This is a genomic window from Lactobacillus leichmannii, from assembly GCF_024701915.1.
GTDB classification, from domain to species: Bacteria; Bacillota; Bacilli; order Lactobacillales; family Lactobacillaceae; genus Lactobacillus; species Lactobacillus delbrueckii.
Genome location: NZ_QOCY01000009.1, coordinates 1 through 11,426, shown reverse-complemented (window position 1 = coordinate 11,426; position 11,426 = coordinate 1). Strand labels below are relative to the sequence as shown.

General features: G+C 48.2%; 10 protein-coding genes and 2 pseudogenes. 3 read left to right on the top strand and 9 right to left on the bottom strand.

What is annotated here, in order from left to right; genetic code table 11:
• Positions 1 to 74 precede the first annotated feature (74 nt).
• A pseudogene (locus DS743_RS00245) lies at positions 75 to 1,619 on the top strand (ATP-binding cassette domain-containing protein); the annotation flags it as partial.
• A 34-nt stretch (positions 1,620 to 1,653) separates the two neighbouring features.
• Here the strand turns inward: DS743_RS00245 and DS743_RS00240 are convergent.
• Complete coding sequence (locus DS743_RS00240) at positions 1,654 to 2,496, bottom strand: helix-turn-helix domain-containing protein (RefSeq protein WP_035164529.1); 843 nt, start codon at positions 2,494 to 2,496, stop codon at positions 1,654 to 1,656.
• A gap of 156 nt (positions 2,497 to 2,652) precedes the next feature.
• Here DS743_RS00240 and DS743_RS00235 point away from each other — a divergent pair, with 156 nt between their 5' ends.
• Positions 2,653 to 4,125, top strand: coding sequence for a glycoside hydrolase family 1 protein (locus DS743_RS00235; protein WP_013439055.1), 1,473 nt, complete (start codon positions 2,653 to 2,655; stop codon positions 4,123 to 4,125).
• Positions 4,126 to 4,177: 52 nt separating this feature from the next.
• Here the strand turns inward: DS743_RS00235 and DS743_RS00230 are convergent, their stop codons facing one another.
• The 5 genes from DS743_RS00230 to DS743_RS00210 form a co-directional block, all read right to left on the bottom strand.
• Positions 4,178 to 4,420 (bottom strand): hypothetical protein, encoded by a 243-nt coding sequence (locus DS743_RS00230; RefSeq protein WP_035183922.1) that lies wholly within the window; start codon positions 4,418 to 4,420, stop codon positions 4,178 to 4,180.
• A gap of 49 nt (positions 4,421 to 4,469) precedes the next feature.
• Positions 4,470 to 4,685, bottom strand: a complete 216-nt coding sequence (locus DS743_RS00225; protein WP_002877258.1) for a hypothetical protein — start codon at positions 4,683 to 4,685, stop codon at positions 4,470 to 4,472.
• 101 nt (positions 4,686 to 4,786) lie between these two features.
• Positions 4,787 to 5,599, bottom strand: a complete 813-nt coding sequence (locus DS743_RS00220) for a transporter substrate-binding domain-containing protein (protein WP_258945796.1) — start codon at positions 5,597 to 5,599, stop codon at positions 4,787 to 4,789.
• Positions 5,600 to 5,650: 51 nt separating this feature from the next.
• Positions 5,651 to 6,400, bottom strand: a complete 750-nt coding sequence (locus DS743_RS00215) for an amino acid ABC transporter ATP-binding protein (protein ID WP_013439058.1) — start codon at positions 6,398 to 6,400, stop codon at positions 5,651 to 5,653.
• The gene (locus DS743_RS00210) at positions 6,397 to 7,116 is read right to left on the bottom strand and encodes an amino acid ABC transporter permease (protein WP_152790522.1); all 720 of its coding nucleotides are present in this window, start codon (positions 7,114 to 7,116) and stop codon (positions 6,397 to 6,399) included. The genes DS743_RS00215 and DS743_RS00210 overlap by 4 nt, the downstream gene beginning before the upstream one ends.
• Positions 7,117 to 7,527: 411 nt before the next feature.
• On the opposite strand from DS743_RS00210, the gene DS743_RS00205 reads away from it, so the two are divergent.
• Positions 7,528 to 8,292 (top strand): nucleoside phosphorylase, encoded by a 765-nt coding sequence (locus tag DS743_RS00205; protein WP_013439059.1) that lies wholly within the window; start codon positions 7,528 to 7,530, stop codon positions 8,290 to 8,292.
• A gap of 79 nt (positions 8,293 to 8,371) precedes the next feature.
• Here DS743_RS00205 and DS743_RS00200 read toward each other — a convergent pair whose 3' ends face one another.
• The 3 genes and pseudogenes from DS743_RS00200 to DS743_RS00190 form a co-directional block, all read right to left on the bottom strand.
• The gene (locus tag DS743_RS00200; protein ID WP_035183917.1) at positions 8,372 to 9,634 is read right to left on the bottom strand and encodes a carboxylate--amine ligase; all 1,263 of its coding nucleotides are present in this window, start codon (positions 9,632 to 9,634) and stop codon (positions 8,372 to 8,374) included.
• Between the two features lie 92 nt (positions 9,635 to 9,726).
• Positions 9,727 to 10,692, bottom strand: coding sequence for an ATP-binding protein (locus DS743_RS00195; protein ID WP_035160947.1), 966 nt, complete (start codon positions 10,690 to 10,692; stop codon positions 9,727 to 9,729).
• Between the two features lie 155 nt (positions 10,693 to 10,847).
• Positions 10,848 to 11,282 (bottom strand): annotated as a pseudogene (locus DS743_RS00190) (amino acid permease); the annotation flags it as partial.
• Positions 11,283 to 11,426 lie beyond the last annotated feature (144 nt).

The following is an 11,426-nucleotide window of genomic DNA, read 5'->3' as shown; positions in this document are numbered from 1 at the left end:
AAAATACAGTATTTTTGCGGGTTTAGGTCCTTTTCTTAGAGGACTTGAGTTTGATTGCTCTGGGAAGTTAGCATTTAGTTATTGGCGGCAGCGCGCTTCTGGCCGGCAACAACGCCTTGCTGACACTGCTGGGGGACAGCTTGCGCAAAGGAAACCTGCTGCTTTTCGTGACAATTATCGGGATTAATTTTGTGGTTAATTCCATCGGCAGCAGCTTGTCTTATAGAGCCAATTACTTGTATGACAAACAGACTCAAGAGTATTTCCACAAGCTTCGGTCTGCTGAAGTGGAAAAAATCTACAACAGTGGTAACAAGGCACCAAAAGTTTCCAGCGTTCAGAACAGTTTGACCCAAGATTTAAACATGCTGGGTGAAAATTTCCTGGCTCCATGGCTGAAAATTGCCGCTTGTGGATTGGATGTAGTCCTTTCCTCAATCATCGTCTTTACCTACAGCTGGCTTTTATTGCTGGTAATTCTGCTTCTTGCAGTGTTGATGTTTTTCATGCCTCGATTTTTATCTCCAGCTTTGCAAAAGGCTATGGATGATATTTCTAATGAAAACAAGCGTTATCTCGATATGCTGGAAAAATGGTTTAGCGGTTTGAGCGTTTTGCAGAGATACCACGTCAAGCAGAAGCTTTTGGCGGTGACGACTGCTCAAGGAAAGCGACTTGAAGATGCCAATGTCAGACGGTCCGGCCGGATGCAAGTTGCCAGCGGCGTCAACAATGCCGCAAACGTGTTGTCCCAGGCCTTGATTTTGCTCGTTTCAGGTGTCTTGATTATTACTGGCCGGATGAATTTCGGTGTTTTCTTTAGCATTGGCAACTTTGCCAGCACGATTTTTACTGAACTGGGGGTTGTGGTCAACCAATATACTATTTTGCAGTCAAGCAAGACTTTAAACGCCAAGCTCAGAAAGCAGCTTGCAGTTCAGACCGACCACTTAGAAAAGACTGAAAGTTTGGACCATTTTCAGTCATTGTCAGTTCAAGCCTTGTCTGTAGCTTTTAGTAATGAGGAAAAAATCACTTATCCGGATTTTCAAATCAAGCGGGGAGAAAAAATCTTATTGTCAGGTGACAGCGGGACTGGAAAATCTACGCTTTTTAAGCTGATCCTGCAGGAGTTGCCATTGGCGACTGGAAAGATTTGTTTTAAAAACGAAGCCGGGCAAGAAATTGAGCGGCCAGACCTGTCTCAAATTGGTTATGTTCCGCAAGATCCGGTTCTCTTTCCAGGTACAATCAAGGAAAACATTACAATGTTTAACTCCAAGCTGAATGACCGGGTAATGCATTTTGTTAAGCAGGTGAATTTGGAAAAAGATCTGGCTAAATTCCCGGCAGGAGTAGATACGGAACTCGATCAAGGCAAGCATGCCCTGTCTGGCGGCCAGCGGCAAAAAGTGGTTTTGGCCAGAGCACAGATCCATGACAGTCAGCTGATTTTCATTGATGAAGGCACTTCAGCCATCGATGCACACAATGGCTTGGAAATTCTGCAGAATCTGTTGCAAAACGATGCAACGATTGTTTTTATCGCGCACAACTTGACTGAAGAGATGCGGCAGTTATTTGACCGGGAGATTCATTTGAGCAATACTGCAGGTTAAACGAAAAAGCGGGCAAGTTTGGCTTGTCCGTTTTTTATTCATTGAAATATTTGCTAAAAGCTTTGCGATATTGGCTGGGGGTCATTTTTTTCCAGGCTTTAAAATTACGTTCTAAAACTTTGGCTGAAGAAAAGCCGCAGTAATTGGCAATGTAGGCGACGGAATAGTTTGTACTCAGCAAGAGGTATCTGGCATGCATGAGCCGGACTTGTTTTAAATATTTGCCTAAAGGAAGTTTAGTCACTTGGCTCAATTCTTTATTTAAAGTCACTTGTGAAATTCTAAAATGTTCAGCAATGCTTTGTGCCGTGATATTGGTGGAAGAGTTGTTGGCGATGTAGGCGATCACCGTGTCAGCCAAAGATTGGTTTGGCGGCGTTGTGACGGCAGTTTTTTCAGTATATTCGCTGTCGATCAGGGCAATCATTTGAAAAAATTCGCTCAAAATTAAAAAGCGGATACTGTCACTGATCGGCTGGTCGACGAGTTCAGCGATGGTAATCAGATTTTTTCTTAACTGCCGGTAGCTGGCTGTATCGCGGCTGATATGGTCCATCTTGATCCGCCAATTTTTACTGGAAGGATATTCTTTTTCTAAAAAATTATTGTCAATAATCAGTCCCATCACATAATAATACCGGTCTTTGTGCCCCGTCGCGGCATGAATCTGTGAGCGGTCAATAGCCCAGATATCGCCGGAATTGTAATGGTGGGTCTGGCCAGCAATGACAACCTTGAAGTCTTCCCCAGATACCAAATAATCGATTTCGATTCCGGTATGCCAGTGGGTGGGGGCTTTAGGAGCGTAATTTGATCTTTTGAAAAATTTGAAGGGGAGGCGGGCGAGATTGTCGATCTCTTCGTAAGCAATGGGCATGTCCTTTTCTCCTTTATGAATTGTCCCTAAGTGCTTTAAGAAATGGGGAGTAATCGCTTTCCTATATGATACCATACTGTTTGTAAGAGCAAATAGCTTGCTGCTACAACTGATTTAGACGAATAAACCTGAACTTACAATTTAGGAGGAAAAATAATGGCTCATTTTAGAAAAGACTTTTTGTGGGGCGGCGCCGTAGCTGCTAACCAAGTTGAAGGTGGATACAACGAAGGCGGCAAGGGCTTGTCAGTGACTGACATTACCACGGCCGGCTCTTTGGAAAGTCCGCGTTATCTGACTTACACTTTGGATGGCAAGGATGGCAAAGTAGCTGGGATGTTCGCCAGCTCCTTGCCAAAGGGCGCTAAGGGGAAGATTTTTGACAATGAATACTACCCGAACCATGTAGCGATCGATTTTTACCATCATTACAAGGAAGACATCAAGATGTTCGCGGACATGGGCTTTAAGGTATTCAGAACTTCCATTGCCTGGACGCGGATTTTCCCAACCGGTGAAGAAGACAAGCCAAACCAGGAAGGGCTGGACTTCTACCGCAGAGTCTTTGAAGAACTGAAGAAGAACGGGATTGAACCATTAGTTACGATTTCCCACTATGAAGACCCATTGGCTTTAGGCGAAAAGTACAACGACTGGCAAGACCGCAAGATGATTGACCTCTACGTTAAGTACGCGACGACCTTGTTCAAGGAATACAAGGACCTGGTTAAATACTGGCTGACCTTCAACGAAATCAACTCATCCTTGATGTTCTTGAAGCTGGTGGGTGACGGCAAGGTATCTGATGCAGATTACCAAAAGGCTTACCAAAAGCTGCACCACCAATTCGTTGCTTCTGCTAAGGCAGTTGTTGCAGGCCACAAGATCAATCCAGACTTCATGATCGGGAACATGATTGCCGGTTCTGTTTACTACCCAGGCACTCCTGATCCAAAGGATGCTTTGGCTGCCCGCTATGAAGAAGAATTGAGCCAGCTTTACTGTGCTGACGCGCAAGCTAAGGGTGAGTATCCAAGTTTTGCCAAGCGCTTATGGGATGAACACAATGTTCATTTGAAGATTGAAGATGGCGACCTTGAAGTCATGAAGGAAGGTAAAGTTGACATGTACACCTTCTCATACTACATGTCAAACATGGTTACCACCCATGATGTTGGCGAAAAGGCTAAGGGCAACTTCGCTGCCGGCGCTAAGAACCCATATCTTGAATACTCTGAATGGGGCTGGTCAACTGACCCAGACGGCTTGCAACTGTACTTGGAAAAGATGTATGACCGTTATGGCATCCCAATGATGGTGGTGGAAAATGGTCTTGGTGCCGTTGATAAGCTAGAAGATGGTACTGTTCATGACGATTACCGGATTGACTACTTGAGAAAGCACATCAAGGCGATGGACAAGGCAGTTGAACATGGGGTTGACCTGCGTGCCTACACGACTTGGGGCTGCATTGACTGCGTTTCTGCTGGAACTGGTCAAATGTCCAAGCGGTATGGCTTCATCTACGTTGACCGTGATGACAAGGGCGAAGGTACGCTTAAGCGCCTGCCTAAGGATTCATACTACTGGTACCAAAAGGTTATCGCTTCAAACGGCGATGAATTATAAAATTAAAGCGTAAGAAAAGCGGACAAGTTTGCCTTGTCCGCTTTTTTGCTGCTTACTTTTTCTTGAGCAGGTCTTTGTACATAGGGCGGTCTGCTTCGGGGATGCCCAAGAGGTCCATGGCTCCATCCAGAGTTAAGTTAGTGGTGTTGAGAATGTTGAGCAAGTAATCTCTAGTCACCTTCTCAGTCGTTTCTTTAGTCACTTCTTCAGTCACTTCTTCAGTCACTTCTTCAGTCGTTTCCTTCTTGGCCCGGTCGAGCTTGACCTGGATAAATTGTGGCATTACTTCAGTCATGGTAGTCACCTAGTTCTTATCTCTTTTTTCCAATTCCTTGATTAACTCGTCAAAGGCATGCGTCTCCGACAGCATTGGTCTGGATGAAGTATTCCGCTAAGCAAAAGAAGGCACTCTTGAAGCGCTGATTCAGCTCTTTTGCTGACAAGTCGCTGATCCGGTAAAAAGCCTTGATCTCGTATCTGGCAACCACACCGCCTACATCGGCGTAGGCCACCACAGCAGCGGCAGCAATGCTATGGTCTGCGTAGTAATCGAATTCCACGCTTAAAGCACACTATCCCATATAATTCTCTGCATCTAAAAGGAGCCAGTTCCAAACCGGAACTGGCTCCTTTTCTTTTGTCTTCATTTTTTGCTTAAAGCTTAGTTGCTCTTAGTGATATCAGCCCCAAAGTACTTGATGGAGAGCTTCTTCAAAGTGCCTTCTTTTCTGACTTCGGCTAAGGCCTTGTTGAACTTGGCCAAAAGCTTGGTGTTCTTCTTGTTGAAAAGAGCGGAAACCTTAACTGGATCAACTTGCTTGGACAAGTCGGTCATCTTTAAGTCCTTGGTGTTGTTGTCCTTGGCATACGCATACCAGGCTTCAGCGGCATTGATTGTCCCGTCCACGCGGCCTTGGCGGACTAAGGACAGACTGGTTGAAAAATCCTCAGAAGGAACGATGGTCCCCTTGTACTTCTTAACCAGGGCCGCGTTGTAGGTCCCAGTGCCTTCAGCCCACTTTTTCCCTTGGATCTGGCTTAACTTGGTAACCTTGCTGGACTTTTTGGTGATCAAGGCGCAGCGGGAATAAATGTAAGGGTCAGAGAAATTGTAGACCTTCTTGCGTTCTGGCGTTTGAGTGATGTTGTTCAAAACTACATCGTACTTGCTAGAGCCCAGGCCGGCGATCAAGGAATCCCACTTGGTTGGAACAAACTTGGCTTTTAAGCCCAGCTTTTTAGCAACGGCCTTGCCTAAGTCGACTTCAAAACCGGTCAGCTTGCCGCTCTTCCGGTAAGAATATGGGGCATAAGTGCCTTCCAGACCGATCGTCAAAGTCCCCTTGCTGGTCAGTTCTGACTGGTAGGAAGAAGAACTTGAGGATGAGCTGGAAGATGAGGAGCAAGCGGCCAGGCTGGCGCCAATTCCCGCAACTGCTAAAAAGGACAAGATTTTCTTGATTAATTTTTTCATGATGTTTCTCTTTTCTGTTTATATTTTTAGTTTTGCGATTTTTGCTAAAAATCAGTCCAAGCTGGCCAGGGACATGGAATTAAGGAAGTCCCGGATCCGCTGGTTGTCATTGTCTTGAGCAAAAAATTTCCCGGCATCTCCATCGTAGAGGATCTCTCCGTTTTCCACAAAGACGATCTTGTCGGCGACCCGCCGGGCAAATGCCAGATTATGGGTTACGATGACCAGGGACTGCTTTTCCTTAGCTAGTTCCAAGAGCACCTTCAGCACTTCCATTTCCAGTTCGGGGTCCAGGGCACTGGTCGGCTCATCTAGCAAGATGTATTCGGGATGCATGGCCAGGGACCTGGCGATCGCGACTCTCTGCGCCTGCCCGCCAGAAAGCGTCTCTGGGTAAAAGTCTGCTTTATCGGCCAGGCCTACCTTGGCCAGGAGCTGCTTGGCTTCAGCCTCCGCGTCAGCCTTCTTTTTCCCTAGAACCTGGACAGGGCCTTCGGTCACGTTCTGCAAGACCGTGAAGTGGGGGAAGAGGTTGTAGGACTGAAAGACCATCCCGGTCTTCTTGCGGACAGTTAAGATATCCGCGTCTTTGATTTTTTGGGAAAAATCAATGTGGAGCTCATCCAGGTCAAAGTTTCCGCTTTCCGGCCGCTCCAGCAGGTCTAAGGAGCGGAGAATAGTGGATTTCCCGGAGCCGGATGGGCCAACCAAAACGGTCGTTTTGCCGGCAGGGAAGTCCAGAGAAATGTTTTTTAAAACTTGGTGGTTGCCAAAAGTCTTGCTTACCTTAGTGATTTTCATGCTTCTGCCTCGCTTTCTTTGCTATGTCGGCTGCTTGCCTTTTCAAGCCAGCCCTGGAGCCAGGAGAGGACGCTGCAGAAGAGAGCGTAAACCAGGGCAACCAGGCTGTACATGATCAGGGGCTGGTAGTTTTCCGCGGCGATCTGCTGGCTGACTTCAAACATTTCCACAATGGTGATTGAGGCTGCCAGGGACGTGTCCTTGACCAAGCCGATGAAGCTGTTGGACAAAGGCGGGATGGAAACTTTTAGAGCTTGGGGTAGGATGATTCTTCTCAGAGTCTTTCCCCGGTTCATGCCGATGGAAGCAGCTGCTTCCCATTGTTCGCGCGGCACGGATTGAATAGCAGCCCGGATCGTCTCTGAAGCGTAGGCCCCGGTGTTCAAAGAGAAGGTGATAATGCCGGCGGTAAAAGGAGCCAGTTTGATCCCGTTAGGCAAAAGGCCGGGGATTTTTAAATAAGGCAGGCCGAAGTAGACGATAAAAAGCTGCACCAGCAGGGGTGTTGACCGGAAGAGCCAGACATAGAAGCGGAAGATGGCCTTGATGATTAAAAAGCCGCCGCCCTTGTCTGAAATCCTCACCAAGGCAGTGACCAGCGCGATGATCAAGCCAAGAATGAAGGAAATGATGGCCAGGGTGATGGTGTATTTGAAGCCGGCCGCGAAGATTTGCGGCAGGTAGTCGGTAAAAATGCTGTGTAAAATTTTTGACAGCTCCTTTCTAGCAAAGCAGGACAAGCCAGGTTTGTATTAGAACCGAATTAAAGGCCAGGACAAAAGAAAAAGGCCCAGTCAATAGTGACTGAGCCTAGGCAATAAGCCTGGTCTGATCTCGCGAAAGAACCGCTTGGTCCTTTACAGACTGACAGAAAAGCCGTCACTATCGTAAATTTGCATAGCAAAACACATGCCGCACATCATGCCGCAAGTACACATAGTGTTCATGTTTTGACCAGAAAAGTTAGTCATGTCAGCTTTTCCTTCCTTACAAAATTAAAGTATATTTAAAAGATACACTAGTCGCTAATCTTTGTCAAGCTTACTCTGTCTGTTACAGAAAATCTTTTCACCAAAAAGTAGTAATTTGCTATACTTTAACTTGCTTAAACTGGAAAGGACTAGATTATGATCGAGAAAAACGAATTGCCGATTTTGGAATATGATCCGGTTTCCCAGGAAGTTCTGAAGCCGGGCCATGATAATGAAGGCGTAAGGCTGCCGGAAAAATGCCTCTTTGCCTTCTTAGGGGACGAAGTCGATAAGTATGCCGAGCAAGTAAAGGCAACTGTGGCTGACCATTTTATTACGATTGACCGCCTGCGGCCGATCTATATTATTGAGAACCAAGGTGAGCAGCTGTGCTTATGCCGGGCACCATTAGGTGGTCCCGCCGCCGCCCAGTTCATGGATGCCTTGATCGCCCTTGGCTGCCGGAAGTTTCTGGCTGTTGGCTCCTGCGGGACCTTGGTGGACATTAAGGAAAACGACTTCTTGATCCCGACCCGGGCTTTAAGAGATGAAGGCACTTCCTACAAGTACCTGCCGGCTAGCCGCTATGTAGACCTTGACCCAGTAGCTGTTGAAAAAATTGGCCAAGGCTTAAAAGAGCAGGGACTACCGTTTGAGCCCTGCACGACCTGGACGACTGACGGCTTTTTCCGGGAAACCCAGGACATGGTCGAATACCGACGCGGGGAAGGCTGCCAGGTGGTAGAGATGGAGTGCGCCTCAATGGCTGCTGTTGCCGCTAAACGGGGCGCTGAATTCGGCCAGCTCCTCTACACGGCTGATTCTCTGGCTAACGTGGAGGCGCATGATGACCGCGATTGGGGTCAGGCCTCCCAGGCCAAAGCCCTGCACATCTGCCTGCGGATTATCCACAACTTTTAAACAGGACAGAAAAATAGTTCGCAAAAAAGAGGGATCTTCCACAAGATTCCTCTTTTTCCTGTGCATAAGTTTGTGTTTCTTACTTTTTCTCGAAGTACTGCTCCTTATTGACCTTGAAGTACTTCTGGTAATCCTTGTAGTAGTTGTGGTACATGTGCTTCATCAAGAGCCAGCGCTTGACGTTCATGTCCGGCTTATAGAAGACCGTGGTGCCCACCTTGCCGGCCCGCAGAAGTGCCAAGGCTTTCTTTTTGGCCAGGGAGTCGACCGCGTATTGTTCAAAAATCTTCTCCGGTACACCCAACCAGAGCTTGTGCTTGGCCGGATCCTGGTTGCCGTAAACAACTGGCTGGTCCTTAAGCGAGTCTTCCACATAGTCGTCCACATACCACTTGGCCAGGTTGTAGCCGTTCAAAGTGACGTAGAAGCTGGACCGGCCTTGGCGGAGGTTGATCTCAAAGAACTTGTACTGGCCGTCGCGGACGTCGTACTTGATGTCAAAGTTGGCCATGCCCGTGTAGTTGATCTTTTCCAAAAAGGCCTGGACAGTCTGGTAGAGCTTCTCGTCATAGTCCGGCGCGATTACCATGTAGTTGCCGATGGCAATCGGGTCCGGGTCTTCCAAGAGGGGGTGGCCCAGGCACATCATCTTGACCTGGTGATTCTTGTCCACATAAGCGTTCAAGACCCGCATGTTGGAGTCATCGCCCGGGATGAAGTCCTGCAAAATCAAGTCTTCCTTGTAGCCATTGGTGTAGATCTTGCCCACAATATCCTTGAATTCGTCCAGGTCCTTGATGACAAAAGCCTTCTTCCGCCCTTCAAACTGGACGTCCAGCCAGGAAACCGGGTCTTCCGGCTTTAAAGCGACCGGGAAGGGGAAGGGTACGTCGGCGTAAGAACCATCCTTGTAAGTGGACATAGTGATGACCTTGGTCTTCGGGTAAGGCAGGCCGTATTCTTCACAGACCTCGTAGAAGCCCTCCTTAGAGATCAGTTTTTCCAAGAGGGCGTAGTCGATATAAGGAACGATGAAGGCCTCTTCCAGCTCCTGCTTGTGCTTGGCTAAAAGTTCTGAGTAACCGTCCCCGCAGGAGATCAAGATCACCGGTTCCGGGTGCTTCTTGTATTCCTTGATCTTCTCGCGCATAACCTTGATGAATTCCGGGTCTTCAGTAAGGCCCGGGTGAACCTCGATGTCAACGATCTTTGAATACCGGGTCGGGGCTAAAGTGGACGCGCCCCAGGCCTGGACCTTGATCCCGTAAGCCTCGTGGAAGGACCGGGCCATCCCGTAAACATTGATGTCGCTGCCTAAAAGAATCGGAGTAAATTGTTGCATGATTGTTGCCAGATTTCTATTGGATTGTAATTTTTTGAATAAAAAAGTCCCTACCTATGTTAGCACGTTTAGGCAGGAACCGAACTGTTTGTTTATGAATTTTCGCTGATCCGGTAGCGGATGGCCTTGGCCTTGCCCCGCTTGAGAACCAAGCCGCTGTTTTCCATCTGCCGCAAGAGCCGGGTCGCCGTAGCTGGGCTGACCCCTAAGAGCTCCTCAATATCGCTTCTGATAAATTCCCCATGCTCTTTGCCAAAAGCCAAAACGGTTTCTTCATTGCCAGTTGCCCGGGCCTTTGGCTTGGGGGCTGGGCTAGGGGAAGGAGCAGGTGTTACCGCCTTTTTGACTGGTTTAGAAGCCGCTTTAACAGCTGCCTGGTAATGGGGCAGGACCACCTTAAAAGAGCTGGGAGCGGCTAAAATCTGGGGCGCAAGGCGGCTGCCTTTGTAGGCACTCTTGATTCTGGCTAACCCCGTTCCGTAGGATTCCACCAGCTTCAGCTGGTAAAAGAGGTCAGCCAAGCGCTTGTTCCGGCAAACTGACAGGCCCAGCTGGATGTCTTCCAGGCTAATCCCGGGCATGAGGCCGCCAAAAGAAATGAATTCCACCCGGTCTGTGTATAAGTTGATCAAGCTGCTGGCCGGGTTGCTGTAGTCCCTGTGGATAATTGCGTTCATCAAGGCTTCCCTTAAGGCCTGCTTGGGGTAGGCTGGCCGGTCTTCCCGGTAAAGTCCCTTAATCTGGCTCTCTACTGGGTTGTGCTTTTCCAAAAAAGCGTAGACCTGCTGGAATTGAGCGGCCAGGGACCCGGTAAACTCCTGCCGGTCCAGGAATTCATCCTGGTCTGTCCCCTTAAAAACAGCGCACTTGATCGTGTAAGGGCACTGGTCAGAGACCAGGAGGTCGAAATTACTGAACTGGAGGATGCCGAACTGGCTGGACGGCGGGCTAAAGGGGAGCCCCTGCTGGTCAAAAAGGGCCTGCAGGGAGTTGAAGGTCAAGTCCTGGCGGGGAGAAAGCTGGTTTTCAAAGCTGCTGGAATCATTTGGCGTAAGCATGGCGCGCCTCCTTTTTACTGCTTGCAATCTAATCATATTTTAGCGAATCGCGTCAATGTCGTCAATGATTTGATTAGATTTGATTTGATTTGATTAGATTTGCTTGATTTGATTCGATTCCCAGGCAAAAAGAAAAGCGCCCGAAGACGCTCTTGTTAAAGGCTGGTCTGCTTTTTCTCCTGGTTTTTAGCATAGAAATGGTGGGCGACGTAGCAGAAGATCACGAATGGAATCGTCGCGTACAAGGCCACCCTCTGGGAAGGGTCAAACCAGATCAAAAGGCAGGAGGCCAGGCTGGCGATAAAGGCAAACCAAGGCGTGAAAGGATAGAGGGGGGTCTTGAACTTGAGCTCGTCCTCCGTATGCCCTTCTTTCAGCCACTTCTGCCGGAACTTGAGCTGGCACAGGGCGATCGCCATCCAGACGAAGACCACCGCCAAGCCGGAGATGGAAACCAGGACCAGGTAGATCGTGTCAGCCGCGTAGACACTGGTCAAGAGGGAGAAGACCCCACCCAGCATGCTTATCAGCAAGGAGATGGCCGGAATCCCTCTTTTGTTGGTTTTTGCAAAAACAACTGGGATAGTTCCGAATTCAAAAACATATCCAATGCTATTCAGGTGAATAGCATTAAACACATTCTTGTCCTCTAGCCGAAACTGGAGGATTTTTTTAGGCTTTTTCACGAGGAAATGCCTTGTGCGTTCGGTTGTATGCACCTCCACTAGGGGGAG

Coding starts and splice junctions, on each gene's coding strand:
- DS743_RS00240 (WP_035164529.1), bottom strand. CDS start 2,496: ATGCCCATTGCTTACGAAGAGATCGACAATCTCGCCCGCCTCCCCTTC.
- DS743_RS00235 (WP_013439055.1), top strand. CDS start 2,653: ATGGCTCATTTTAGAAAAGACTTTTTGTGGGGCGGCGCCGTAGCTGCT.
- DS743_RS00230 (WP_035183922.1), bottom strand. CDS start 4,420: ATGACTGAAGTAATGCCACAATTTATCCAGGTCAAGCTCGACCGGGCC.
- DS743_RS00220 (WP_258945796.1), bottom strand. CDS start 5,599: ATGAAAAAATTAATCAAGAAAATCTTGTCCTTTTTAGCAGTTGCGGGA.
- DS743_RS00215 (WP_013439058.1), bottom strand. CDS start 6,400: ATGAAAATCACTAAGGTAAGCAAGACTTTTGGCAACCACCAAGTTTTA.
- DS743_RS00205 (WP_013439059.1), top strand. CDS start 7,528: ATGATCGAGAAAAACGAATTGCCGATTTTGGAATATGATCCGGTTTCC.
- DS743_RS00200 (WP_035183917.1), bottom strand. CDS start 9,634: ATGCAACAATTTACTCCGATTCTTTTAGGCAGCGACATCAATGTTTAC.
- DS743_RS00195 (WP_035160947.1), bottom strand. CDS start 10,692: ATGCTTACGCCAAATGATTCCAGCAGCTTTGAAAACCAGCTTTCTCCC.